The sequence below is a fragment of the Dyadobacter fermentans DSM 18053 genome (genome assembly GCF_000023125.1).
In the GTDB taxonomy this organism is placed as follows: domain Bacteria; phylum Bacteroidota; class Bacteroidia; order Cytophagales; family Spirosomataceae; genus Dyadobacter; species Dyadobacter fermentans.
Genome location: NC_013037.1, coordinates 2,228,502 through 2,255,361 on the forward strand (window position 1 = coordinate 2,228,502; position 26,860 = coordinate 2,255,361).

The following is a 26,860-nucleotide window of genomic DNA, read 5'->3' on the forward strand; positions in this document are numbered from 1 at the left end:
AATGTAGCTCTCATCTACATATAATTTGGGTCAAAGAATGCTCTAATGTTGCGCGGCTAGTTTTGTGCCTTCAACAAACAGACAACTTTGTGAAGGTATATATCATCGCATTTTGCGTGCTAGCCTCCTCTATCTTCCCTGCCTTGAAAGTGTCGGCCCAGGACACACTGAGAATCAACCAAAAAGAGGCCGAGTCATTGTTTTTGACCCAAAACCTCGACCTCATTGCCCAGAAACTGAGCATCAGGCAGGCGGAGGCAGCCATTATCCAGGCCCGGCTCTGGCCTAACCCCGAGTTCAGCCTCGACGAAGTGAACCTCTGGGCGACGCGCAACCAGCTATCGTCCGGCGAGACGATCCCGCCGCTGTTCGGCAACGTCGGGCGCAACCGGGAATTTACGGCCGAGCTCTCGCAGCTCATCGAAACCGGCGGCAAGCGGCGCAAACGCATTGCGCTCGAATCGGTATCGCGGGATATGGCTGCCGAATATTTCGGCGAGCTTGTGCGGGAGCTAAAAATGCAGCTCCGCGGCGGACTGTTTGAGCTGGCTTACCAGCAGGCTTATGTAACCGAGCTGCTGGCACAAGATGCCGTTCTGGCGAGGCTCGTGGCAGCTTTTGAGGGACAGTACAGCCGGGGGAATGTGAACAAAGGTGAGCTTTTTCGCCTGCGCGCCGTGAAGCTCGAACTGGCCCAGCAGATCGTGGAAATACAAAAGGAAATCCACGGCTTGCAGAAGGACCTGACCGTGCTGCTCCACACGCCGGCGAATGCGTACCTGGTTTTCGAAGCGCCCGACCGCCCCGACACCGGCCCGCTGGCCACATTATCCCTCGATGCGCTCACGACCACCGCGCTGGCCAACCGGCCCGATGCCCGGATCAGCATCCTGCAACAGCAATGGGCGCAGAAGAAATATGACTACGAATACGCCCAGCGCAAGCCCGATGTGAATGTGGGCATCAACTACGACCGGGGCGGCAACTTCCTGCTGAACTTCTTTGGCTTCGGTGTGAAATTCGATGTGCCGGTATTCAATCGCAACCAGGGCGCTATCCTCGAAAGCAAAGTGGGCATCGAGCATGCCCAGGTTCAGAATGACCAGAAAAGCTTGCAGGTGCAAACCGAAGTGACCGAGGCATTCCGCAACCTCCGAAAGCATTTGGGTGTGTACCAAAGCCTTGACCCGGCCTATTCCGATGAGCTCGGCCAGGTGCTCGAATCCTACACCCGCCAGTTTGTCCAGCGCAATGTAAGCATGGTCGAATACCTCGATTTCCTCGAAGCTGTTCTGGCCAACAAGCGCACCATTCTCACGGCGCTCAAAGACCTGCGCCAAAGCCGGGAAGCCCTCATATACGTGACCGGTTCCGAAATCCAGTAAAAAAGCATTTACATTATGTTCCCATCAAACCTTTCTCTGAAAACGCTCGCGGCCGTTTCGCTGCTGGTTACCTCCTGCTACCAGCCCAAAGCGCCGGTGGTGGAGGAAAAACAGCCCGTCGCATTCCTGCCGTCCAACGTAGCCACCTATCCCGCTGTAATCGAGCCCGTTACCGAGTCGATCCGGCTTACCGGCCAAATCGAATACAATCCCAACCAGGTGGTGCATTACACCAGCCTGGTGACGGGCGTCATTACCCGCTCGCACGTGTCGCTGGGCGACCGCGTCACCAAAGGACAGGTGCTGGCCGAAATGCGGAGCACCGAACTCTCCGAGCTTAGCTCGCAGCGCCGGGTGCTCGACTCGCAGCTTGCCGTAGCCCAGCGCAAGCTCGCCGCCGCGCAGTCGATGTTCGACGACCGCATTGCTTCCGAAAAAGACCTGGCGGAGGCGAAGAGCGAAGTGGAAGTGGTGCGGTCGGAAATCGACAAAATCGCAGCCAATCTCTCGCTTTACAATGCCAGCTCCGAAAAAGGCGTATTCCAGATCAAAGCGCCGGTGAGCGGCTATGTGGTGGAAAACAATGTGTCGGAAGGCACGCAGGTAGGCAGCAGCGAGTCGGGCCTGTTCACGATTTCGGACTTGTCGGAAGTGTGGGTAACGGCCAATATTTACGCCGTCGACCTGTCGTTCGTCACCAAAGGCATGAAGGCCATTATCAAATCCAAAGCCTACCCCGGTGAGTTTTTTGAAGGCACCATCTCCGATATTTCGCAGGTATTCGACCCGCAGGAACGCGTGCTCAAAGCGCGGATCAGGATGCCGAACAAGGACCTCAAACTGAAACCGGGGCTGACGATCGAGGCCGTGGTAACACGTCATTCCAGCGAAATGGCGGTAGGAATACCAGCCAATGCCCTGATCCTGCACAATAATGAAAACTACGTCCTGATCCGGAAGGAAGACAATTCCCTAGAACCCAGAAAGGTAACGCCGGACGCCACCGACAACGACCGGATCTTTTTTAAAAGCGGCATTGCAGCCGGCGAGCACGTGGTCGTGCGCGACCAGCTCCTGCTGTTTTCGCAAGTTCTGGACACGGAAAAATAAGAGACATTCATGCAGAAATTAACACAAAGCATTGTGGGCTTCTCTTTGAAGAACACAATGATCATCTTTTTCATGACCGCCCTGCTGGCTGTGGTGGGGATCGTCAGTTACATCCATACGCCCATCGAAGCATTTCCTGACGTGACCAACACCCGGGCCAGGATCATTACGCAATGGCCGGGCCGGAGCGCCGAGGAGGTCGAAAAGTTTATTACCCTTCCCGTCATGAAGGAAATGAACACCATTCCACGCAAAGCGCAGGTCCGCTCGATCTCGCTTTTCGGGCTATCGGTGGTGACGGTGCTGTTCGAGGACGGAGTTGAGGATTTTTACGCCCAGCAGTACGCTTCCACGCGCCTCCGCAATGTTGGCATGCCGTCGGGTGCAGAGGCCGAAATCGAGCCGCCTTATGGCGCCACAGGGGAAATATTCCGGTATGTGCTCAAAAGCGACCGGCCCATCAAGGAATTGACCGCTCTTCAGGAATGGGTGATCGAGCGTGAGCTGGTGGCCGTGCCCGGCGTGGCTACGGTGGCGAGCTTTGGCGGCGAGGAGAAAATTTATGAAGTGCGCGTCAACCCGGCGCTGCTGGCGCAGTACAACCTCACGCCGCTCGACGTGTTTGATGCCGTCGGCAAGAGCAATATCAATGTGGGCGGGGATGTGATCCAGAAAGGCGATCAGGCTTATGTGGTGCGCGGAATGGGCCTGCTCGAAAGCGTCAAAGACATTGAGAATATCCTCATCCAGGTGAAGGGAAATACGCCGGTACTGGTGAAGCAGGTCGCCGACGTGGAAGTAACCGCCAAGCCGAGGCTGGGGCAGGTAGGATTGGGAGAAGACAAAGACCTGGTAGAAGGTATCGTGGTAATGCTCCGGGGCGAGAACCCGAGTGACGTGATCGAGCGCCTCGAAGCCACCATTGCCGATCTCAACAACCGCATTCTGCCGTCGGACGTACAGATTGAGCCGGTGATCGACCGTACCGAGCTGGTAGACGCTACCGTGAACACCGTAACGCATAACCTTGCCGAGGGCATTGTGCTGGTATCGGTGATTGTATTTGTATTTTTGTTCAACTGGCGCACCACGTTAACAGTCGCATTGGTGATCCCGCTATCCTTCCTGTTTGCCATCACCATGCTGCGCATCCAGGGGCTGCCTGCGAACCTCATCTCCCTGGGCGCGATCGACTTCGGGCTGCTGCTGGAAGGGACAATGGTGATTGTGGAGAAAATATATGTCGATCTGGAAGGCAGGTCGCGGGTTTTGGGAGAGGAAAGGTTTGGCAAAATGTCGAAGCTGGGGCTCATGAAGCGGAGTGTTAAGCACGTGGCACCGCACATATTTTTTGCCCAGATTATCCTGATCGTCGCATTGCTGCCCATTTTCTCATTCCAGAAAGTGGAGGGTAAAATGTTTGCGCCGCTGGCATTTACGCTTGGCTATGCATTGGTGGGCTCGCTGATACTCAGCCTCACGTTCGTGCCGGCGATGTGCAAGGTGCTGCTGCGGGGCAAGGTGCGGGAGGTGAACAACCCGGTGGTGAATTTTTTCCGGACCAATATTTTCAAACTATACCAATGGAGCGATCGGAACAAGCGGCTCGTCATGGTCGGCTTTGTGGTGCTGTTTGCGGTTTGTATCGGCAAATTCCTCCATTACGGCACCGAATTCATTCCCAAGCTCAATGAAGGCGCTATTTATGTGCGCGCCACTTTGCCCAACAGCATTAACCTCGAACAGTCCGTCAAAACGAGCAATACCCTCCGTGATACCCTGCGCTCGTTTCCCGAAGTGAAGTTCGTCATGAGCCAGACAGGCCGCCCCAACGACGGTACCGACCCTACCGGATTTTTTAACAATGAATTCCATATCCAGCTCAAACCCGAGAGCGAGTGGAAGCGGAAGATCACCAAGGAGGAGCTGCTGCGGCAGATGAAGGATGTACTGGCGTCGTTTCCCGGCATTACCTTCGGTTTCAGTCAGCCCATCCAGGATAATGTCGAAGAATACGTGGCCGGTGTGAAGAGCTCTCTGGTCGTCAAAATCTTCGGCGACGACCTGGTCGAGCTCGAACGACAGGCCGACGATGTGGCCGCGCATCTGAAAACCGTAAATGGCATTGCCGACATCCTGGTGTACCGCAACATTGGCCTGCCCGAGCTCAACATCAAACTCGACGAAGGCCGCATGGCCCGGCACGGCGTGTCGATGGCCGACGCCCAGGCTGTGATCGAGATGACCATCGGCGGAAAAGCGGCCTCGGTATTCTACGAAAACGACCGGATGTTCGATATCACCGTTCGGTTCCAGGAAAAATACCGAAATACCCAGGAAGAGATCGGGAACATTCTCATTCCGTCCCTGGACGACCACCAGGTACCGCTGAAAGAGATCGCCACCATCGGTACCAAAACCGGCCCCGCATTCATTTACCGCGAAGGCAGCAGCCGCTACATCGGCATTGGTTTCAGCATTGAAGGGCGCGATTTGGGCAGCACCATTGCCGAGGCGCAGCAGGTGGTGAAAGAGAAGGTCAAAATTCCGAAAAATGCCAAAGTAGAATGGGCGGGCGAATTTGAAAGCAAGGAGCGCGCCACGCAGCAGCTGTCGGTAATCGTGCCGGCCGCTGTGGTGCTCATCGTCTTTTTGCTCTACATGAATTTCGGAAATGCGAAAGACACGCTTATCTCGCTGATTACCATTCCGTTCGCATTCATCGGGGGATTTATCTCGCTGTGGGTCACGGGTACCATCTTCGGCATTTCGGCGGGGATCGGGTTCATCATTCTGTTTGGCGTGTGTACCATCGACGGCATTATTCTCGTGCACGTCATGAAGGATAACCTGCTGCATAAAATGCCACTCCGGCAGGCCATTTCCGACGGCATTTACGGCCGGATCAGGCCGGTGATCATGATTGCCCTCATGGGCTCGCTGGGGCTGCTGCCGGCCGCCCTTTCCAATGGAATGGGCTCCGAAATCCAGAAGCCGCTCGCGATCATGATCGTGGGAGGATTGCTGATCTGCATGTTTTTGTCATTCACGGTGTTGCCGCAGATTTTCTACTGGGCCTACCGCAAAGCCGATGAGCCGGCCAGCCAACCGGCGGGGCACTTAACGGAATAAAATATGATCTTACGCTGCGGGATTGCCACATTTCGATGCCTGGGCCTACTCTTGCTCGATCCGCTGCCTGCTCATGCGCAGGACACGCCCCGGCAGACGAGCTTACCGGATTCGTCGATGACCTACCTGTCGCTGGCAGGTTACGTGTCCACTTCCGGCCGGGCGCCTTTCTGGATACAATCCAATCAGTTCGGAATGGTGCCAAAGGAAAGCCCGGCCGGGGTGATCGGGGCTGGAATGGAGTGGTTTATGAATTTGGACAAGCGTACCGGCAAGCCTGCGCAATGGCGGGTGGGACTAGGCGCAGAGGCACTGGGTATTGTTTCAAAAAACAGTAAAATCATATTTCCCCAGGCCTATGCAGCAGTCCGGTTTCGGAATTGGGAATTGTCCGCAGGGCGGAAAAGGGAATGGTTTGGCCTGGCCGACTCTACACTTGGAACGGGCTCCTATGCCTGGTCGACGAATGCCCTGCCGATCCCGAAAATCCAGCTCAGTACCCGCACCTGGGTAGCCGTCCCGCTCACCGGCGGCTGGCTGTCGTTTCAGGCGTCTTATGGCGATGGTTGGTTTGAGAAAGGCCGGCCTGTTACAAGCGGATTAAAACTTCATCAGAAATCGCTTTACGGCAGGATCGGGAAAACGCATTCGCGGGTGAAGCTGTACGGCGGATTCAACCACCAGGCGCAATGGGGCGGCAATTCGCCCTATAACACGGTCGACGGCAAGATGGCGAAAGGTTTCCGGAATTATCTCAATGTGATTTTCGGTAGTCCGCGCAGCAACACGGCCAGCCACCACGATAACACCGGCCGCGTGGGCAACCACCTCGGCAGCATTGACCTCGCTCTGGAGCTGGAAACCTATCCGCTGAGCGTGCTCATTTACCGGCAGAATCTCTACGAAGACGGCTCGCTGTTCTGGCTCAGCAACATCGCCGACGGCCTGAATGGTATCCGCATTAAAAGGAAGCACAGCTACGGTGCGGCCTTCCATGTGAATACATTGGTGTTCGAATATTTATATACCAAAAGCCAGGGCGGTCCGGTGGCCGACGACAACCTGCCGAGCTACAAGCGGGGCAAGGACGATTATTTCAACAACGGACAAGTCCAGGACGGATGGTCCTACTTCGACCGGACCATCGGCACGCCCTTCATCACCCCTACTTCGGACACCCGCTGGAACTGGCCCAGCTATGCACATTTTTTCACCTCCAACAACCGCGTGGCCGTGGCGCACATTGGCTTGGAGGGAACGCTGCTGCGGCAACTGAAATGGACCGGCAAGTTCTCTTATTCCAACAACGCGGGCGTCTACGATTCACCCTTCGAAGGCAACCCGGGCCAGTTTTCTGCAATGATCAGCCTGGAAAACGACCCGCGCCTGCTCAAAGGATTTCAGGCCAGGCTATCGCTCGCGACCGACCTGGGCGCATTGTACCCGCATACTTTCGGCGCGGCGGTGAGACTGACGCGGTTTTTTTGATTTTTTGCGAATAAATCCCTTCGAAGTTTGCCATTCTGCGGTTCACAACAAAGCAGCTCAGAATTCACAAAGTAAAAAATAAAAAAAGGAAGGGGATCCCCCCCTTCCTTACATGACCAAGAGCAGGCCGCTGCAAAGGATCAAGAATTTACAAAATACATACATCGATTTTTTGTTTTCTTGAACTTCCCTCAGAAACCTTTTCGCTTGGCGGTGGACGTAAAACTTCCGTTTCATTCCTTTTGCCGTTTATGTTAGTGACTGAAACTTCAGGCATCGCCTATTATAGAAACCGATCATGGAAAATGATGATAACACCCAGTGCAGTTACATGTTCAGTAACGAGCCCCAGTGCGGTACGGCACCAGAGCACAAAATCGCAAAGCAGACTTACGGAATCTTTTTTCAACTTTTCGATCAATACCTCGAATTCTGCCTTTCTTGGTTTTCTTCTATTCCTCCGAAAAGAAGCGCGAATCATTCGATTCGATGTAGAATTATTTTGTGAGTTAGACATAATAAATTTATTTTGGTTAAGTGTTATAGATATACAATTGTATGAAATAATATTCCAATAAATAGGATTCACACCAATTATTATTCCGCAAATTCTAGTTTTAGAGCATTATTCTTTGATATGCCCTAAATTGATTTTCATTGAAAAATTGTACCGAAATTCAACACCCCATCTTACCATAATGCTATTTTTTCCAGACGCGACATAATCGTGTTCAATGAATAGAATCCAAATATTCATTGTACACATCCTAAAAAGATGTTAAAATGCGACGCATAAACCTAAACCGACATCAGTGAAAGAAAACACTACTCTACCAGGACTCCTCGAATTGGAAAAGTTAGACCCTTGGACGGTCGCGTTGCACAGAATTCTTGAGCGAATCACAAAAAACACTACGAAAGACGATCGTCTTTTAACGCGAAATACGATCATACAATGGATGCTTCGAGACAAGCTTCATGAACCTGCGGGAACAATCTTCAAAGAAATCACCAACCTGCATTCAAAGGATCTTCTTAATCAATATCTCGGACAAAAGTCTGTTGCTAAAACTGACGAAAAAAGATTAGTCGAATATTCGAATAGCTACAAAAGCAAAAAAGAAGAAGCAGAAAAACACGATAATGAGAAGAAAAGGGGAAACATTCCAAGAAGTTACGAATTCCTATCCAGAGAATCCGTAGAAAAGCACTTGAGAAAGTATTTTGAGTACAACTTTGAATACGAAGAAATAGGTGGAGAAAAAGTCCCAAAACTTGGGTCGAAATTTGAGTTGAGTTTTAAATTAGCAGCCGATTATCCTAAGCTAAAAGTTCAAACTGAACAAACCTACCCTGAGCACTTTGTAGCATTCTACCTTTTGAAGGAGAAAGCTCCAACTGTGGCTAAAGTTGTTTTAAATTGGAGCAAGGAATCATCAGAAAAAAATCCAGTGTCTGCAACGCTGACTCAGTTGGCTGAACCACTTGCTGGAAATGAAAGTATCGAGTTTACCAACCACGGGATTCCCTCGCTCGGTGGCAATGGACTGCTGTTCGTAACTTTTGAAGCCTCGAACAAGGGCAAATACAAAGACCTTTTCCATCAATGCGTTATAGACTTGTCCGCAAAAGATGCTGTCGCCAACAATCCAATATACGGGACCTTTTCTGCTGTCAGAAGCGGAGTGTACACCACAGCAATTCGCCCAGCGGCGGGTTCGGTTGTACTCTTTAAAGCAGCCACCGCCCAGCAATTAGAGCATGACTTTGAAGTAGCAGCTGCGTTCATCAGAAGCGGCTTTAAGGATGACGCTCACAAACCAGCAATTGAAAATTTTCTAATGGCATATTCGCACTTGTACAACAAGCTAACGATTACGCCCGAAAATCAACCTGGGAAAGACTCTCATGCTGGAAAATCTAGCGAGATAAGAGATTGGAAACGAATTAAAGATGAATTGCGTGGGTGGTACACCGGAGAGGTATTTCTACATACTCCAAATGACGCATTCGAAAAAGTAACGTTTTTGCTCGAAATCAATATTTTAGGACATTGTGTGCTAGCCTTCCATAACAGAAGGCGTGAGCTGAAGGGAATGCTTGGCTTTGACGGAGGCGCAATCACCATGAGACTATACCACCAAGACCGGTATATCGTCTTGGCAATAAGGGATCAGCTGGTTGATGATCAATACTCAGGGACCTTTTATGGAAATACGGATATTAAAGACGACAACCAGATATTCAATCAGGGGCATTTAATTCTTCGCAAAAACGCTTCTGCAGACAACGACGAAGATCATGTTGTTCCGGTAGTTTCGTATGAGGCACAGCTCGAAACGCTAACCAAACAGTTGAAAAACCATCCAAATCTTTTACCGGACGGGCAGTTGTTAGCTGACCTCATTGCTTTTCAGGACCCCATCCCAAAAAATATTAGCCTCGCATCCCTTAAACTTCCGGAACACTTTAAATACATTACTTTTCGAATTCCAGACGAGCGAAGACCTCCCCGAGTTGGTATCCCCAGCACAGCCTATCGCTTCGAAAAATGCGATCTCACTTTCGAAGACAATTTTCAAACGGTGTCGTTACGTTCAAATCCGATCAAGTTCAAAGGCAATGTTTATTTTAATGGAAAAGTTATCTTAATGATCCTAAATCCTGTCACAGAGTCTGGCGCCAATTCAAACGAAAACTTCTTCACAATACAACTTGATGTGAGCGACATAGTTGAGCATAAAATCTCAGGAGTAGACACAATCTTTGGAACTTCCACCTGGAAGAGCAAAAAGCATCTGGAATCTAAAATGGTTGTTCTGGTCAAAGCGGAGTCAGATGATACTGAAAGTGATGTTTACACGATGGGGGGATTTTTCACGAACCCGACAAAAGAGGAATTGGTAAAACTAAATATTGAAGACAAGAAATATCGCGGAGCCTTTTCTTACCTGAGTGGACGCCTGAATCGTCACATACACGTCTCTACCGGTAACGGCATCAAAACAATTTTAAGGCCTCGTGATACGCAGAGTAGGGAGCCCTATTTTCACGCAGCATTATTCCTGATCACCCATCTTAACGATAGTACGAAAGACATATACAAGCCAAAAATCCTAACCTACTTGCGAGAGGCACACATGCACCAGTTCGCTAGCAATTATTTTGCCGGGAATAAACTTTCGACAGTCAGAGTCGATGAGATGGCCCCCACAATAGATCCCGAGGTTATTGAACGTCTCAGACAAATTCTGTTAGAGCAACAAACCCTGGCCGATGAGTTTTCGATCCTAAACAACCTGGAAAAAGAGGTGGCGGAAACATTTAAATCGCTCTGGCCTTTCCTTGCCTAGTAATTTTGAAATAACGAAGAGGTAGCCTGCCCGCTACCTCTTCAAGATATCCGGCTTCGCCCCAAACGCAATCGGGTCTACGTCGACGAGCTCCAAGGATTTCACCATTTCAAGCGTACCGGTTTTGTACTTCTGGAAATGAGGTGTTTTCAAATGGGCCTCGTAGGCCGCTTTACTCGCATAGATTTCCAGCACAGTAACGAGGGTCGGGTGTGCCTTGTCATACATGGCATATAATGTGAGCACGCCAGGCTCATTGGCAATTGCCGCTTGCGTGTGCTCGCGGATAGCGGCTTTGTACTGTTCCAGGTACGCGCTATCGATCTCGATCCTGGCCATTCGGACCATCCACTCTTTCTTTTGACCAAATGCTGACTGCAAGGTGCAAGCTGTCAACATAAACAGCATTAATAGAAACGTCTTCATCTGATTTTCATTTAGGATTGGAATACGCCGCGCGCCGGGCAGCGTTCGGCTCAAAGGTTGTTTGGGTCAGTGAATACAGTTTCAATGTACAAATATCACACGAACACCCAGCTGGTTGGTTAACTTACGGAATTAGTTTAATTTACAAAGTTCCATAACCCTTAAATCAGACACATGGCATTTAAACCGCTGGGAAAACAGCATTACTACCTCATCGCCAAACATAGCGGCAAAGCCCTTGGATTCTCCTCCGACACCCTTGGCAATGGGCTTCGTCAAATGGCTCTCGACCCTAACAACAACCTTCAAAAGTTCCGTTTTGACCCTGGTAACAATTTCCATTGGCTGGTAATGCCTCATTATGGCCGCTATGTAGCGGTACACGACAGTTCGCAGGCAGACGGCGTGCCGGTGATCTTATGGCAGTGGGCGCCGACCCAGGAGAATATCCGTTTCCGCCTGGAACCGGCGGGTGGTGGCTATTACCGCATTAAGGCAGTCCATAGCGAGAAGTTTTTCGATGTATATCTGGCGAAAACCACTGATGATGCCGGAGTGGTACAGCATTCGTTAATGGCATCAGAAAATCAACTTTTTAAACCGGTACCTGTGATAGACCAGGCGGTGGGGGCTAATGCCACATCGTATGCCGAGGTTAATGAATTGATCCGGACGGGCGCATTGGGTCTGATCGGTTTGATTCCTGACGGCGGGGGCGCACTTAAATTTCTGGTGGGATTGTTCTGGACCGAACACAACAAACTGGCCGACCTCTGGGACCAGATGAAAAGCTACGTGGATGTCCGTGTACGCGAACTGCTCAAAGAGGCGCAGCTGAAACAGTTAAGGGAAATGCTGGCAGGACAGTTGAAGGTACTCAATGAAATTAAAAACTCCCCCGGTTTGAAAGGGACGAAACTCGAAGATGTGATTCTGAAGATAGTGGAAAAGGAGCCGCACTTTCTCGAGCAATCCAAAGAAGTATTGCCTTATATGGTAGGACTCGGCACGATCATGATCACATTGAGGCATATGATGGTAGCCAATTACAAAGACCTGTTTGGCAAAGACCCTGACCAGGAGACACTTGACTCCAATAAAGCCAAGCTAAGGAGTAGTATAAAGGAGTACTCAGATGCCGTAAATAAGAGTAAAGTGGAGCTACTGGAATGGCGGATGTCACATATCAAAGATCGGAACGATGACCAGCAGGCAGGTGTGGGATGGACATCTACCGTGCGGGATACCTATGATGGTTGGTCCATGGAATGGCATATATATGAAAATGGGAACGGTGATGAGGACTACAAGGTTCGCGCGCAAACGCTGTGCAACAGCGCAGAAACCAGATTAGGACTCAATATGAATGTGAATTGAACGAGTTTTTGCGCGCAGCCAAATTCTGGCCCTATTTCGATCCCGCATCAACCACATATAGAGAAACGGTCATCAAAAAAGAAGTCGGTTCCTTCGGCGGGCCGTATTCGCATAACCCTTTCACGGGTGTGGATGGACAACCCATCACAAAAATCATCGCCCATTCCAACAATGCAAGCACACTGTGCGGCCTCGAGGTGTTCTACGACGGCAGGTCGTCTGGCCTGAAAGGCGCCCGGGGTACCAATTCGAGCAGTATCGTGTTGGAGGAAGGCGAGTATATTACCAGTGTATACGGGTACCTTCGCAACATTATCGAGGGGGTATGGTTCACCACTCAAAAAGGGAATACAGTTGGTGCGGGCAACCGGGCACCGCACTACGCACGCCACTTGTTTTGCGCTGATATCGCCGACAGTTTCAACCCGAAGCTGGCAAAAATCTCCGGTTCATACAACGGCGATACGATCGAACACCTCACATTCCATTGGGAGTATATTGATTAGTGCATAGGAAAAGTTTTAACAGCTGTCATAATATTCGTTAACTCACGCAACCCAAAATACGGAATATCCTGTCAATACACCCAGCGGCTAATTGGCTGATCAGTTGTGATCTGGCCAGTGGAGGGAGCGCCAGAGATAAACATTTCAACGCTCCCCGCTGGCTGAAATAGCCGCTTCAGTGTATTCTTTTTAACATTAAATCAATTCCGTATGAAGTTTGCTCACCGATTAACGACTTGCCTTCTGCTACTGACAGTCTTGGGCTGTCAGAAAGCAGATGAAACGCTCTCGCCCGAAGGGCCGGCATCTAACCCGGACCGGATTGCCACGACGAACCTCCGGCTTAAACAAATGCTGGTCAGCGGAAACAACAATGGTCTTGGACCTATGTTTGTCAATACCTATTTCACTTACGCACAGGGGCGCAACCTTGAAAAGGTCACTATTCCCACGCAGACTTATGCCGGCGTTACGACCTATCTGTACACCTACGACGAGCAGGGGCGTGTGATTGCCAGCCGGTACCTGCGCGAAACCCCTGATAACAACAATTTCAGAGGCTCGCAGTCCAACTACCAGTACGCCGACAGTACGATCGTCGAAACGGCTTTGCGGGTGGATGCCGAGGGGAATTTATCGCCCTACCCCACCGAGCCAAATTATAAGGTTACTTATCGTTTGAACAGCGAGGGCCTTGTTTATGAGGAATTTGTGGAAGGAACTGTCATCTGGGGAAGCGAAACCACCTTGCTAAGCCGGTATACTTACGAAAATGGGAACGTTGTGAAAGTAGAGACCACAGATGCAAATGGACAGCCAGTGAGCACATTGCACTATGAATACGACGACAAAGTCAATCCATTTTACAAGTGGACCTACATGTATGATCCCGTGCTTCATTGCAGCCGGAATAATATCGTCAGCGCCCGAACCAGTCAAAGTCAGCCCCAGCGAACCGAATATACTTATAATGAACAAGGGCTGCCGCTCACGAAAAAAAATGTGACGCAAGGGGCGGTGCTCACTTACGATTATGAAACTTTTGATAAGTAAATAATAAGGTTCGATTCAAATAAAATGCCGTCCCGGATTATTCAGGACGGCATTTTATTTGACAGGCCGATAAATGTCAGTTCATTAATGGTTATTTCAATTTAACTTGAAGTGAAATACCAACCTGGTAAGGTCTGTATTTCCAGGTTTGCCGCGCAACTTCTCGTTGTATAAAGCTATATTCTCCGTAAGGCCCGATTTCAAGCTGGACGCCGGGCGATTGATAAATTTGCCTGTAAAAACCAACATTTCCCCAAACCAGACTTTGTCGATCAGGCATTACCAATGTATATTCCGCACCGACATTTAGACTATAACCTTTTAGAATTTGTTTCGGCATCGTGATTTTTTGCTGAATTCCGATTCCCAGCAAATGGGAGCGATCGTCTTCCACATGCTTTTTCCCAATTCGATGCATCTGGTACTGATGCCCGCCAATATTCGAAGCTACCACCTGATTGGTACCAATTTCATATTCATTCCAGCTCCTCAGATAGGTGTAGTTTAGCAAGATCCGTGAATGTTTTTTTTCTAATCCTACCGTCACTTTATAGGATAACGACCTGGAAGACAACAATGGAGCAAACCGGAAGTTTTGAATTTTCTCCGTCGTCGATTGGCTCAGATTAACAAGTTGGAAAGTTTGTAAAACGGAAGTAGAAAAAATACCTTTGACACCCCGCAAAATTCCCGGCTTTTTCCTGATTTCATTGGAAGCAATGGGAAGTAGTGGTATAGCTAGGTTTGCAAACGAAGTATTCAAATGGATAGAGTCAATGGAAGATAAGGTTGCATAATCGGTTTCATCAAAATAGGATTTCCCGGATTTGTATTCTGATACGGGCGTTTCTTTCAAATCAACTTCTGGATTGGCACCGGCAATTTGTGCTAGAACTTTTGAGGAATTCTCTTTCTTAGGATTCAGGGTGAATGTCGTTTTGCTTTTTTGTAATAAGCTGTCTTTATTACTTTCTGAGTTCCCTAAGTCATTTCCGAGAATATACGCTGTCTCAGCATTTATCCGGGATATTTTATTGGTGGATATCTTTTTGCTTTTCATCAACATTCCCTGATCGCCCTTACGATCAAACATGATATAACCAATAATAAATACAAACAGGAGAAGCATTCCGCCTGCTCTCGGAATCCAGTAAATCAGCCTGGACGAATCGTCCAGAGTGGCGAAAACGTTTTTACGTACCCGGTCATTTACCGGTGCTTTAAAACCTTCAAATCTCTGCTGTAACTTCCTGCTAAGTTCTTTATCAGCTTCTTCTTCCGGCGAATTCATCATATTCAATGCCTGATTCTTGTAATTTCTTGATTAGTAAGGTGCGGCCGCGTTGCAGCTGTGATTTGGACGTCCCTTCTGCAATGGACAAAATATTTGCAATTTCCGCGTGTGTGTATCCGTCGATCAGATACAAATTGATAACGGTGCGATAGCCATCCGGCAGGCTCTTGATAACCCCCAGCAAAAGCTCGAAGTCCAGCTGCTCAATGACCCGGAATGATTCATCGATACCAATTAAATTCTCTGAATTTTCGATAGACGAATGCAGTAGTTCCCTTTTTGTTGTCTGATGATAATAGTTAATAGCCGTCCTGATGACCACCGACTTAACCCATCTATCGACGGACTCCGGCTGTTTGATATTTTGAATATTTTTGAAAATCCGGATAAATGATTCCTGCAAAATATCGTCGGCCTCAGCATCTGTTCTGGCATATCTGACACAAACCCCTTTGAGGCTGTTTTTATATCGTTCGTAAAAAACATTTTGTGCCCGCCGCTCTTCCCGCTGACATCCTTCGACCAATTGGGTAAGAGAAGCGTATCCACGCCATTTAAATAATTTCATTCGGTTTCACATTCAATCCAGGCCGACAGATAGGATTATTTTAAAATTGTCACTCAAAACACCGTAGATACATAATTGCGGAATAAAGGTTTCGCATTTGCATCGAAAACAATAATCCAGCTTTGTAACTTTTCCGGCATTTCATTTACTTCATTCACCGTCAAATGGTAACTCTTGATACCGTCCATTTCATTTGCAACTAACCTGTCAATTTTCCCTTGGAAACCAAAGTCGTTATTCACATTAGCCTTACTAATAAATGCTGTGATGTTTTCCGGATAATCGCGCGTATCATTAATCCAGAGTGGTTGATCGGAGCCGGCTATTAGCTGACCATCCCCATTAAAAAAGAGCGGATAGTACGCCCGGTCTACACGTATATAAACCTGATATAGTTTTGAATCCCGGGCGTCTGTTAAAACATTTGCCCAGGAGAATTGAAGTCCCTTTCGCTGTAAGTATTGCGGTATCGCATCAGGCAGGTCGCCTGATTCAAGCGTTGTAAAATTAGAAATGCCAGGCAACATCGAAATGTCATACCCGATCCGCTGTCCGCGTACCGCAGACGACCATTTCAACAGATACGGCTGGCCTTTCCAGGTATAGTCAGCCAAATACCTGTGGATATAATTGAAACTGGTATCGGGAATTGTGTTATATGTTTCCTCCTTCCAATCCGCGAAAGTGCCTCCTGTCAGGCCGCTTTCAGCAATGAGGTTTTTCAAACTATCCGGCACGTCTGTTGCGGCAAGCCGGTATGCGACTTTTACATTTTTGGGGCTTAAAATCAGGTTATATTTCACAGCACGCGATTCCAGCTCCGCATTCCAGATTTTACCAGTCAAAATTTCCGTAAAAACCACATTCTGAGGACTTTCGTATATCGATTCCACGACCTGCATCATGCCGGAGGGGAGCAGCGGATCGGCAGGCGCGGGGTCTGTAACGGCGTTACAGCTACTCAGCGCAGCCGCAGCACAAAGCGAATAAAGAAGGACTTTCATAGGAGGATGTGTTACCTGGACAAAAGATGAGAAGGAGAAAAAGGGATATTAAGTCATTAAAACTTTATCGATTACATGCACCACACCATTGGTTGCAAGGATATTGGTAGCTGTAATGTTAGAAGCACCACTCGATTTTCCTACCACTTTGGCACCGCCGGACAAATTAAATGTCAATGTCCCGCTGGTATTCGCTGTCGTTACCGGGCCGGTTACATTGGGCAGGTCGGTGGAAAATACGCGGCTTGGGATCACGTGATATAGCAAAACATTGGTGAGCAGCGTCTTGTTGGCGATCAGGGCAGCTTTGGGAGTTGTTTTGTATACTTCCCGGAATGCTGCGTTGGTCGGCGCGAAAACGGTCAGTCCGCTTGCGGCTGAACCCAGGGAGGTTGCCACGGCCGGGTCGGCTGCCAACACCAGGGAAACGAGCTCGGAGAAAGTTGTATCGCCCTGTGCCACCTGCACCAGCGTTTTGCTTGGAGGCATGATCACATTGTCGATGACATGAATCACTCCATTGTCCGCGGCCACATCGGTACTCACCACTTTGATCTTCCCGTTGATGAATACACCATCCGCATTTTTGGACAGGTAAATGTCATTGTTTGCATTTAAAGTTTTCGCTGTCCCGCTCTTCACATCTGCGGCTTTCACGGTCCCGTTGAGCACGTGCGAAGTAAGAATCGGCGTGAGCGCATCTTTGGACAAACCATCCAGACTCGTGACGCCTGCCTTCGTAAATGCCGCATTATTCGGTGCAAAAACGGTATACGGGCCGGTGCCTTGCAGGGTGCCCGCCAGCTCCGCCTTCGTGAGCGCGGCTACCAGCGTAGAAAATTGCGGATCGGCCGCGGCGACGGCAGGGATCGTTTTGACAACAGGATCTATCGGAGCGTCATCATCGTCGTCATCGTTACAGGCAGATAGCGAAAAGGCCACAAGGGCGGCGAACAAGCAGGTTTTTAGTAATTGTTTGTGAGGTACTTTTTTCATGAGTGTTAGTTTTTTTTGAACTGTGTTGATCAATGCATTCAGCTATTTTATCCAGCCTTATGCACTGAGACAGGTCAAAGAAAAAGGCGGTTGCATGCATCGCCGAAAACCACCAGTTTTTTTTGAGACCAACACTCACGAAGCAATCACTAACCCGCTGCGCAAACTTTTTACCAGGCACACTGGCCGGCACCGAACGCCGCCGCGATTCTCTGTGAGATGGGGACAGGTGGGACTGGCACAAGCTTTTATAGCAATATGATTAATCCCGCAAATGGGAGGATATGTGACCACATATGCACAAAAACACGGAGAAAATTGCCCTCATAGGCGCCGGGCCGAGCTGCCTGTATTTGTTGAAACACCTGCTTACCCTGGAAAAGGAGCTGGTTATTGAAATTTTTGAAAAGACAGGCATCGTTGGGGCAGGCATGCCTTACAGCCCGCAAGGGGCTACGAACGAACACATTACCAATGTATCCGGCAACGAGATACCGCCGCTGGTAGTGCCGCTCGCCCGCTGGCTTGATGAAATGGCCGGCCGCTTGCCCGAACAGTTCGCCATCGACCGCGACAACTTTTCGCAATACCATGTGGTGCCGCGGTTGCTTTTGGGTAAATACCTGACAGATCAGTTTAAGCAGCTGGTAGAAAAGGCCGGTTCCAATGGCAAGACCGTTAAAGTACACCTCAACACGGAGATCACGGATCTAACCGACTGCCACGAGGATGGAAAGGTGGAGCTCACATTGCATTCGGGCAAGAAGATGGCCTTTGACTATGCCGTCGTTTGCTCGGGGCACCGCTGGCCGAAAGCTGGCGAAAGCAGCCGGAAAGGCTACTTTTTGTCGCCCTACCCGCCTGCCAAGCTCGCGCTAAAAGTAAACCACGCGGTAGCTGTCAAAGGCTCTTCGCTCACGGCCATTGATGCCATCCGCACGCTGGCGCGGAACAACGGCACCTTCGAATGGGAAGGTGACAAGCTGCGGTTCATCGTGGCGGAGGGAAGCGAAAAGTTCAAGATCATGATGCATTCCCGGAACGGACTGCTGCCAGCAATCCGGTTCCATTTGCGCCAGTCGGAACTTTCGCAGGATTCGCTGCTGACCGACGCCGAAATCGAGGATAACAAGCGCGAAAACGGCGGCTTCCTATCGCTCGACTTCGTTTTTGACCATAATTTCAAAAGGCGTTTTCAAAAAAGCGATCCGGCATTGTATAAGCGGATCAAGGATCTGAATGTTGAATCTTTTGTGGAGCTCGTGATGTCCATGCGCGAGGATAAGCCGCCTTTCAAATTGTTCCGTGAGGAATATGAAGAGGCGGCCGAGTCGATCGACCGGCGCAAGTCGATTTTCTGGAAAGAAATGCTGGCGGAGCTCAGCTTTACGATGAATTATCCTGCCAAATACCTTTCAGCAGAGGACATGCTCCGGCTGAAAAACGTGCTTATGCCGCTGGTTTCGATCGTGATCGCATTTGTGCCGCAGTCGTCCTGCGACGAGCTGTTTGCCCTTCACGATGCGGGCCGGCTGGACATCATTTCCGTTGGGCAGGAAAGCCGCGTGGAGCCGCTGAAAGAAGGCGGCATACGCTACCATTATACCGACGAACAGGGCGGCAAGAAGCATGCGAAACACTACCAAACCTATGTGGACTGTTCGGGACAGCCGCATTTATCGATGGAAGATCTGCCGTTTCCGGGGTTGCTCCGCAGGAAATCGGTGAGCCAGGCCGTACTGCGGTTCAAATCAAAAGAAGAGGCCGAAAAGCTGATTAAAGAGGGGAACAAGTTTATAATCAGCAACGATAACGGCGACCATTTTCTGAAAGTTTCGGGCATCACGATCACCGACCATTTCCAGATTGTGAACGAATACGGCATCCCTAACGAACGCATTTACATTATGGCCGTACCGTACATCGGCGGCTACAATCCCGATTATTCGGGCCTCGATTTCTGCGAACAGGCCTCGCGGTGCATCGTGGAGAAGCTGGGCCAGGTGTTCGACGCCCGCCACCCGCCGCTGCACGCGGAATGCTGACCAACCCAAACGACAAGACCTTGCAAACAGCGTATTTGTCCCAAATATGGATTTACCCCGTAAAATCCCTGGCCGGAACCCGGGTGCCGGTGGCGCACGCGGGATGTTCGGGGTTGCAGCATGACCGGCAATGGATGGTAACCGACGCCGGGGGCCATGCCCTTACACAGCGCGACATTCCCGGCATGGCGCCGCTGCGCGCCTCAGTGACGGCGAACGGCTTGGAAATGGCATCCATCCATGAAATGGGCGACAAAGTCATCGTGCCGTTTTCAACCCGGATGGGGCCGCAAATGCAAGTGAAAGTCTGGAACGACCGTGTCTATGCGCATTGCCCGAGCCAGATCGCCAACCAATGGCTGAGCGAAAGGCTCGGCCAGGAAGTGAAACTCGTTGCCATGCATCCCGATATTTCAACCAGGACCTACGACGTACCCCGGCATCCGTCCGGCGCATTGAGCTTTGCCGACGACTTTCCCTACCACCTGATTGGTCAGTCGTCTGTTGACGACCTGAATGCACGGTTGGACGAAGAGGTCACGATACAACGCTTTCGTGCCAACTTCGTCATCGCCGGCCTGGCGCCTTACGGCGACGACCTGCTCGGTACATTCACAATGGGCGACGCCGCATTTGCATCCATTTCCCCCTGCGAGCGCTGCGTGATGGTGAACATCGAACCCGGTTCCGCTAAAAAAGGCCGCCAGCCATTAAAAACGCTTTCAACCTATCGCCGGCAGGGTAATAACATTACTTTCGGACAAAACCTGATCGCGATCCGCGAAGGGATCGTCCGCGAAATGGATCAGATTTTAATGCATTGATACTTACTTTTATGCAAAACCAAACAGGAAAACTATGAATGATATTCATTTTATCATTTCATTATTCGTTTTGGGTAATACTTTAAAAACTTCAACTTATTGACCATAAACTGATAGAGCTCTTCATGCGCCCTAATTAATCTTTATGCTAATGCCGCGTATCGTTTGCCAGCCTTCCTTATCTGTTAGCCTGATCATAAAATGGTAATCGCCGGGGTCAATGTCAGCAGGAACATCGATTTGCTGGTTTGCTACATGCATTTTCTGATTTTCAGGTATGTCGTAGTTTTGATAAAAAGGAACGGCTTCACCGGCTTTTTTACAGGGTCTGAATTACAGTCATTCACCTCTGTACTATGCGTATGGTGATCGAAATTGTGGTGAATATCCAGGCTGTATGAACCGAGCTGTATATTATCTGTGAAGGTGGCCTGGAACGCAAGCTTCTCGCCTCTTTTGAGCACGCTGCATTGCACTGGAAAAGTACCGTCCGCATTCACATCGGTAACCGGATATTCAGTATCTATAACCGGCTCGTCCTTGTCGCAGCTGCCGGACAGCAAAACAATAATGGCAAATACCGGCAATAGCTTAATTCTTCTCATAGCATTAAAAACAGGAGCCGTACTTCTGGCTCCGTGCGGTTTTTAGTTATAATCAATCGTAAATGGAATTGACTTATGGATGGTCTTATTGTGGGTTGTATTCTGGTAAATCACAACCATATTGAATTCTCCGCTTTCCCAGGCTTTCGCTCCGTTGATCACATTTTTGCCCGGTGCATTGTTATCCTTTTCGGAGCCTATAATCAGGTCGGGAATTGCCCGGATTACCGTAAATGTTTCCATATCGAATTCCGCATTGCCAAAATCAAAAATGCTTTGCTCATTTTTATGTTCATGGACATCATACACAATCGCTTTATTTAAATCCACTTCTTCAATGGTCCGGGGATTGTAGTTTGCCGACTTTTTAATGAGCAGCAGATACAATTTGCCATCGCCTTTCACAAAAGAAATATTGGCTTGCACTGGCGTAGGCCGTTCGGGCGGCACAATGCGGTTTTGGCTGGCGGCAAAACGACAGTCGATCGTGAAATAAGCCCCGCTGACCAGTCCATTCCAGGAAGGTTCGTAAGTCAGACTGGCCAGTGCAGAAGCCGGCGGCGCGAAAGGTAACCCGTAACCACGTTTCAGGCCGGAGAGCTGTTTGCTGTACAGGTATTCGCCAGCGACGCCTGCCCGCCAATATTTAAGGAAATGATATTCGGCTTGCAGCTCCGAGCCGTAGCGCATCACGCGGCTCTGCGCGTAGTTAAAAACCTGGTTTCCAGCTCCATAAAAATAGTCGTGGCCCGAAGTTGGGTTTAGGTAAATGTAGTTGGGGAAATAATTAAAAAACGGACTGATCTGCACCGTTAGGTCCTCCTCTAAGCCCAAACCCAGATCCAGCTGGTAGGACTTTTCCGGTGACAATCCGGGGTCGCCCTTTTCATACCTGAAATAGTGGTAGTTCACCCCGTTCGCCGCCAGCTCCTTCGCGATCCGCCGCCGGGCCTTTGATCACCTCTACCCTGCCGGCTGCAAACTGATCAATTTCCAAGGCATGGTCTGCGCCCCACTGTTGCCCCCTCATGCCGCACGCCGTTTTCAACAACAACGACCTGATTAAACCCCAATCCGCGTATCAAAGGCTTGGAGCCTCCCGAGCCAATGCCGATCGTTTTGATGCCCGGCAGTTTTTCCAGCGACTGCATCAGGCTCCCTCCCAGGTTCCGGCGAATGTATTCCGCATTTACAATGTCGATATTGAGCGAAACTTCCTGCTGGCGCTTTTGCTGGTAATGATCGTGCACGGTGACTGTTTCCAACTGCAACTCACGCCTACCGGCCGAGTCCGGCTCGATTGCAGTCTGCGCAAAAACCCTCTTTCCGGCTAATAGCGGTATTTGAAGGAGCAATATGTACAATAAAGCTTTTTGCATTCGACAACAATCTTCGGCCAGGTCATGCAGACCTAAATGAAACAATGTTGCAAATAAAGCTTGGGTTAATTAATAATGCAACATTGTTGCATATAATATTTTGATTGGAGTGAGTCTGCCAACTTACGGTATTACATATACGCAAATTATGTACACGCCTATTGCGGGGTGATTGCCCGGCAGATCCTCAGGCACAGCGGTAAGGCGGCCTGTCCGTACTACTCCGAGCTCCCGGCACAGATTTTTAATCGCGAGTAACTTATCGAACCGACTATTTTAAACGAATGGGTAACAACACGCTTTTGGTAGTGATCGACGACGATACGGACGATCAGGAAATTTTTAAAATGGCTGTCGAAGATTTAGATGAGCCAATCGACTGCCTGTACTTTACTGATTGTGAATCTGCCATTGCCCACTTTTCCCAACCTCAGGCGACAACTCCCTCATGGATTTTCATTGACCTGAAACTGCCACGAGTGGATGGTGAGCAATGCCTGGCGCAATTGCAGCAGCTGCGCCAGTTCGATCATCCGTTTATGGTCGTTTTCTCTTCATCGATCCCTGACAATTTGCGGGAAAAACTTTCAAATTCGGGTGTGGACAAAGTGATACCAAAGACGAGTTCCATACCGGAGCTTGCAAATCAGATCCAGCAGGTGGTTAAAATGCATTAGCCCTGCAAGCATTTCCAGAACCAGGAGCATATCGAAAAAGCAATGGCTGCTTCCATGAAAGGAGCAGCCATTGCATTGATGGATGCTTTGTTCCAGAAAAATTAGCTGAACCGTACTGAATACACCGGTTTTGAAATCCTGGGCCGTTTCCCTTCTTTTCGGCCACCGGCTGCGTCAGCTGCGCCCCTATTTACTTTGGGGGCAAAAGGATTTGAGCTGACATATATGTTATCTGAATTTGAGTGTGATTTGGCGTTCATAACTTTTATGTTTGAGATGAAGTTTTGTTTTTCTTTCTGGGACTGGTTTTAAAATCGTGCCACAAAACCCCGACCGGGCGGATTAGCGGTCATTAAATTTCGATCGCTATTTTTCCAGTGAATCCGCCTTGTTCCACCAGGATGTGCGCTTGCCCTAGATCTTCCAATTGGAAAGTCCGCGACACATAGGGTTTTATCGCACCGGATTCCACCAGTTGCGCAATCTGATAAAGCTGGGCGCTATCCGGCTCAACTTTCACCAGTTTCATGCGTTTCTGAAAGGTAACATCGACTGCCGCCTCTATCGCTCCGCCCAGGCTGTCAGCACCCGCTTTGGTTGTTACAAAAAGACCTTCTTCTGTGAGACTTCCTTTCAGGTCCGATATCGTGAAATGGCCGCTCGCATCGAAGATCAGATCAAACTGGCCGTTAGCCGGCACCTGCTCCTGATCGTAGATAATCACATGATCAACCCCGATTTCCCGGGCAAAGTCCGCGTTCCCGGCGCTGCATGTTCCGGTGACAGTGTTGCCAAAATGCTTCGCAATCTGGACCGCGACCGAGCCTACCCCACCTGTGCAGCCGGTGATCAGTACATTCCATCCGGATTGTAGCTTCCCATCCGCCATCAGCCCCTGCCATGCGGTTAGCCCTACAAGCGGAAGGGATGCTGCCTCTGCAAATGAAATATTGGAAGGCTTCTGCGCCAGGTTCTGCTCTTCGGCGACCAGCATTTCGGCATAAGCGCCGCCTTTGACCGCATTGAGCATTCCAAAAACCTCCAAACCGACTTTGAATGACGGATTGTTGGATTTAATCACAATACCGGCAAAATCAGCGCCAAGTACGTGCTGCCCGAACAGGCCTGTAATCAGCCTGGTCTTTCCCTGTCGCACCAGCGTGTCGACGGGATTAACGGATGAAGCCTTGTTTTGGACAAGAATTTGACCCTCTTCCAAATCAGGTGTGGGAAGTTGGGTAATCCTGAAATTTTCCGGATTACCATATTCAGTGACTATTGCAGCTTTCATAATGTCCTGGATAAATGAAATAGACGTTGGTATGAAAAGTGTGCCTTGATGCTCCCGTGCCGGAACGGATGGCGACTTCACATGACTGAGCCGATTAGTTGCTTCGCCATTTTTTCCGCCGTTTCGGTATACTGTTTTTCATACTCTTCCATGAGCTGTTCCCTGGTAGGCCGCGCCTGCTTTTGATGTTGGTCCGAGATGACGGATAGCGCAGCATAAGGCGGCGACTTGATACCGATCGCGCCAAAGAAATTGGTGATATTGCCCGTAATATGCTGCACACCATCCGAGTCGCCGGTAATCAGGATGCCGCCTGCTTTGCCATCGAGCGCCGAGCCCTTGCCCGCCAGGATATCGTCATGGATCTGATCAAGGCGCTCAATGATTTGCTGTATTTGCGAGCAATGGTTTCCCCACCAGATCGGGGTGGCGAAGATGATGATGTCTGAGCTGGTGATCTTGCTAAGCACTGCCGGCCAGTCATCGCCCGGGCCCATATCTGTATAGGTACCAGGCAGGATGTTCCGGTCTACTAATTTGACGATCTCGCATTCTGAGCCGTGCTTACGGATTATCGATGCGAAAAACTCGGACAACGTTTCGGTATTGGAAAGCCCCTCTTTTTTAAGGGTGCCCAGCAGGATCGTGGTTTTCATTGATGGCGCAGAGTTGGTTTGCCGCCTATTGGCAAATCATGTTCCAGGATCTTTTCCCGCAAATCATCTTTCCACTTGTGCGGGTACACACAAAGCGTTCGATTCCGTACGGCATTGGCGAAGCGATTCATTTATAAACCACTGATATAGAGATGGTTTTACAATGGAACAGAAGTTATCATATGACTGTGAAATTTAATCCCTGATCTGTAAACACTGCAAACCAGTATGTCCGGAAATCTTAAACCAAAACTAAATGCTTTATAAGTATATCGTGCTGATGTCGCTGTTGTGTTCAGCGATGCTGTGCCAAGCTCAGACCGTAAATAAGCAGATAGAAAATCTCGTGGATACTTATGCAGCTTTGAGGAAATTCAATGGCAGCATTCTCATTGCGCAGCGGGGGGAAATCTTACTCCGCAAGGGATATAGCTACAAAAATTCTCAGAATAAAACGCTTAATGATGCCAAAACTGTTTATCAAATCGCTTCGCTCACCAAATCGTTCACCGCTACACTCGTACTGAAATTGGTTGAAACGGATAAACTGGCATTGACGGACCGGATAGCAATGTTCTATCCCCAAATTCCAAAAAGTGACAGCATCACCATCGAGCAGCTGCTTTCGCATACATCGGGTATTTCAGATAACGATTCCCTCACAAAGCATAAAACCTACAAAGGCTCGGATGAAGAACAGTTTATTGCGACCTTAACAGACAGAAGTCTTGACTTTGCGCCCGGGTCGGACTTTCGGTATAGCAACTCCGGCTACATTCTGCTGGGATATATTATCCAAAAAGTCACAGGAACGAGCTACTATGATGCAATAAAATCCCATCTGTTCCAGCCGCTGCAAATGGAGCATAGTGGCTTTGACTTTACCGGCTTATCTGGCAAGGACAAAGCGACGGGTTACTGGGAATTCCCCACAAGCGATACCGTCCGGCCGGCCACGCTGATCGAGTATTTCAAGCCCGCAGCTGCCGGAGCGATCTATTCAACTGTGGACGACCTGTTTAAATGGCACCAGGGCTTGCAAAGCGGTAAAATCGTCGGCAAAGCACTTCTCGAACGTGCATACACGCCTGTTAAAAGCAATTACGGCTACGGATGGATCATCGATTCCGTTGCGCAGGCAACGGTAGTATGGCACAGTGGCGACATCTGGGGGTTCAAGTCAGAGTTGGCCAGGGTACCGGCTGACGATATCTGCATCGCCATGCTCAGTAATATCGAAGATGTTGACCTGCACATCATTACCCGAAAAATTCTTGCCATTATCTATGGCCAGCCATACCAATTTCCCGCGCAAAACAAGCTGCAACTGACTCCCGAGGTAATGAAAGAATATGTAGGAGATTATTCGCTCCGGCCCGGCGAATTCATCAAGGTGACTGTGGAGAACCACTCCCTAATGGCAACTACCAGCAGAAAACAAGAATTGTACGCACAACAGAAAGACCAGTTTCTGCTGGACGATGGTCGCGAGCAGCTGTCTGTGACATTCGCCAGGGATAGCATTGGCAAGGTAACGGCATTGTCATTCACGATTGGGGACCGTAAGATTGTTTGCCCGAAAGACAACCCGAAATGAAATCTAAGTCGACGTGATTCGCCCCAAGCCTGCCCTGTGGTATTTGGATTACACGAAAAGTGAATTATTTCTACAATCGATTGAACCGCAATAG

General features: G+C 49.4%; 21 protein-coding genes and 1 pseudogene. 12 read left to right on the top strand and 10 right to left on the bottom strand.

The genetic code is table 11. The annotated features are described in order from the left end of the window. Nucleotides 1-89 precede the first annotated feature (89 nt). From DFER_RS08930 to DFER_RS08950, 5 genes are all read left to right on the top strand, one after another. Complete coding sequence (locus DFER_RS08930; RefSeq protein WP_143828700.1) at nucleotides 90-1,385, top strand: TolC family protein; 1,296 nt, start codon at nucleotides 90-92, stop codon at nucleotides 1,383-1,385. A gap of 15 nt (nucleotides 1,386-1,400) precedes the next feature. After that, nucleotides 1,401-2,495 (top strand): efflux RND transporter periplasmic adaptor subunit, encoded by a 1,095-nt coding sequence (locus tag DFER_RS08935; protein ID WP_015811305.1) that lies wholly within the window; start codon nucleotides 1,401-1,403, stop codon nucleotides 2,493-2,495. 9 nt (nucleotides 2,496-2,504) lie between these two features. Beyond that, nucleotides 2,505-5,627 (top strand): efflux RND transporter permease subunit, encoded by a 3,123-nt coding sequence (locus DFER_RS08940; protein WP_015811306.1) that lies wholly within the window; start codon nucleotides 2,505-2,507, stop codon nucleotides 5,625-5,627. Nucleotides 5,628-5,630: 3 nt separating this feature from the next. Beyond that, on the top strand, nucleotides 5,631-7,115 hold the full coding sequence (locus tag DFER_RS08945; protein WP_015811307.1) for a capsule assembly Wzi family protein: 1,485 nt from the start codon (nucleotides 5,631-5,633) through the stop codon (nucleotides 7,113-7,115). Nucleotides 7,116-7,927: 812 nt separating this feature from the next. Then, the gene (locus DFER_RS08950; RefSeq protein WP_143828701.1) at nucleotides 7,928-10,468 is read left to right on the top strand and encodes a hypothetical protein; all 2,541 of its coding nucleotides are present in this window, start codon (nucleotides 7,928-7,930) and stop codon (nucleotides 10,466-10,468) included. A 33-nt stretch (nucleotides 10,469-10,501) separates the two neighbouring features. Here DFER_RS08950 and DFER_RS08955 read toward each other — a convergent pair whose 3' ends face one another. Continuing rightward, nucleotides 10,502-10,894, bottom strand: coding sequence for a putative quinol monooxygenase (locus tag DFER_RS08955; RefSeq protein WP_041734862.1), 393 nt, complete (start codon nucleotides 10,892-10,894; stop codon nucleotides 10,502-10,504). Nucleotides 10,895-11,068: 174 nt separating this feature from the next. On the opposite strand from DFER_RS08955, the gene DFER_RS08960 reads away from it, so the two are divergent. The 3 genes from DFER_RS08960 to DFER_RS08970 all read left to right on the top strand — a co-directional run bounded on the left by DFER_RS08960 (nucleotide 11,069) and on the right by DFER_RS08970 (nucleotide 13,830). After that, nucleotides 11,069-12,271 carry an RICIN domain-containing protein gene (locus DFER_RS08960; protein ID WP_015811310.1) on the top strand — a complete coding sequence of 401 codons (1,203 nt, stop codon included), beginning with the start codon at nucleotides 11,069-11,071 and terminating at the stop codon, nucleotides 12,269-12,271. After that, on the top strand, nucleotides 12,268-12,777 hold the full coding sequence (locus DFER_RS08965) for a jacalin-like lectin (protein WP_015811311.1): 510 nt from the start codon (nucleotides 12,268-12,270) through the stop codon (nucleotides 12,775-12,777). Before DFER_RS08960 ends, DFER_RS08965 begins: the two co-directional genes overlap by 4 nt. Before the next feature lie 210 nt (nucleotides 12,778-12,987). Then, nucleotides 12,988-13,830, top strand: coding sequence for a hypothetical protein (locus DFER_RS08970; protein WP_015811312.1), 843 nt, complete (start codon nucleotides 12,988-12,990; stop codon nucleotides 13,828-13,830). A 91-nt stretch (nucleotides 13,831-13,921) separates the two neighbouring features. Here DFER_RS08970 and DFER_RS08975 read toward each other — a convergent pair whose 3' ends face one another. The 4 genes from DFER_RS08975 to DFER_RS08990 form a co-directional block, all read right to left on the bottom strand. Further along, nucleotides 13,922-15,124, bottom strand: coding sequence for a hypothetical protein (locus tag DFER_RS08975; protein ID WP_015811313.1), 1,203 nt, complete (start codon nucleotides 15,122-15,124; stop codon nucleotides 13,922-13,924). Continuing rightward, complete coding sequence (locus tag DFER_RS08980) at nucleotides 15,096-15,692, bottom strand: RNA polymerase sigma factor (protein ID WP_015811314.1); 597 nt, start codon at nucleotides 15,690-15,692, stop codon at nucleotides 15,096-15,098. Before DFER_RS08980 ends, DFER_RS08975 begins: the two co-directional genes overlap by 29 nt. Before the next feature lie 53 nt (nucleotides 15,693-15,745). Beyond that, entirely contained in the window at nucleotides 15,746-16,555 is an 810-nt protein-coding gene (locus DFER_RS08985) for a hypothetical protein (protein WP_143828702.1), read from the bottom strand. Between the two features lie 189 nt (nucleotides 16,556-16,744). Continuing rightward, nucleotides 16,745-17,692, bottom strand: coding sequence for a fasciclin domain-containing protein (locus DFER_RS08990; RefSeq protein ID WP_015811316.1), 948 nt, complete (start codon nucleotides 17,690-17,692; stop codon nucleotides 16,745-16,747). Between the two features lie 296 nt (nucleotides 17,693-17,988). Here DFER_RS08990 and DFER_RS08995 point away from each other — a divergent pair, with 296 nt between their 5' ends. Both DFER_RS08995 and DFER_RS09000 read left to right on the top strand, forming a co-directional pair. Then, a complete protein-coding gene (locus tag DFER_RS08995) occupies nucleotides 17,989-19,737 on the top strand; it encodes an FAD/NAD(P)-binding protein (RefSeq protein ID WP_015811317.1) in 1,749 nt (582 codons plus the stop codon). Beyond that, nucleotides 19,731-20,561: an MOSC domain-containing protein gene (locus DFER_RS09000; RefSeq protein ID WP_015811318.1), complete on the top strand. Its 831-nt coding sequence runs from the start codon at nucleotides 19,731-19,733 to the stop codon at nucleotides 20,559-20,561. Before DFER_RS08995 ends, DFER_RS09000 begins: the two co-directional genes overlap by 7 nt. Nucleotides 20,562-20,693: 132 nt before the next feature. Here DFER_RS09000 and DFER_RS09005 read toward each other — a convergent pair. The 3 genes and pseudogenes from DFER_RS09005 to DFER_RS30340 all read right to left on the bottom strand — a co-directional run bounded on the left by DFER_RS09005 (nucleotide 20,694) and on the right by DFER_RS30340 (nucleotide 22,545). Further along, nucleotides 20,694-21,166 (bottom strand): annotated as a pseudogene (locus DFER_RS09005) (DUF4625 domain-containing protein). A gap of 42 nt (nucleotides 21,167-21,208) precedes the next feature. Further along, complete coding sequence (locus tag DFER_RS29545) at nucleotides 21,209-22,078, bottom strand: TonB-dependent receptor domain-containing protein (protein WP_222837321.1); 870 nt, start codon at nucleotides 22,076-22,078, stop codon at nucleotides 21,209-21,211. Between the two features lie 74 nt (nucleotides 22,079-22,152). Further along, nucleotides 22,153-22,545, bottom strand: a complete 393-nt coding sequence (locus DFER_RS30340; protein WP_041734870.1) for a TonB-dependent receptor — start codon at nucleotides 22,543-22,545, stop codon at nucleotides 22,153-22,155. 284 nt (nucleotides 22,546-22,829) lie between these two features. Here DFER_RS30340 and DFER_RS09020 point away from each other — a divergent pair, with 284 nt between their 5' ends. After that, nucleotides 22,830-23,222 (top strand): response regulator, encoded by a 393-nt coding sequence (locus DFER_RS09020; protein ID WP_015811319.1) that lies wholly within the window; start codon nucleotides 22,830-22,832, stop codon nucleotides 23,220-23,222. Between the two features lie 352 nt (nucleotides 23,223-23,574). On the opposite strand, the gene DFER_RS09025 is transcribed toward DFER_RS09020, so the two are convergent. Then, nucleotides 23,575-24,513 carry an NAD(P)-dependent alcohol dehydrogenase gene (locus DFER_RS09025; RefSeq protein WP_015811320.1) on the bottom strand — a complete coding sequence of 313 codons (939 nt, stop codon included), beginning with the start codon at nucleotides 24,511-24,513 and terminating at the stop codon, nucleotides 23,575-23,577. A gap of 77 nt (nucleotides 24,514-24,590) precedes the next feature. Further along, nucleotides 24,591-25,169: a flavodoxin family protein gene (locus tag DFER_RS09030; RefSeq protein ID WP_015811321.1), complete on the bottom strand. Its 579-nt coding sequence runs from the start codon at nucleotides 25,167-25,169 to the stop codon at nucleotides 24,591-24,593. Between the two features lie 256 nt (nucleotides 25,170-25,425). Here DFER_RS09030 and DFER_RS09035 point away from each other — a divergent pair, with 256 nt between their 5' ends. Then, complete coding sequence (locus DFER_RS09035) at nucleotides 25,426-26,766, top strand: serine hydrolase domain-containing protein (protein WP_015811323.1); 1,341 nt, start codon at nucleotides 25,426-25,428, stop codon at nucleotides 26,764-26,766. Nucleotides 26,767-26,860 lie beyond the last annotated feature (94 nt).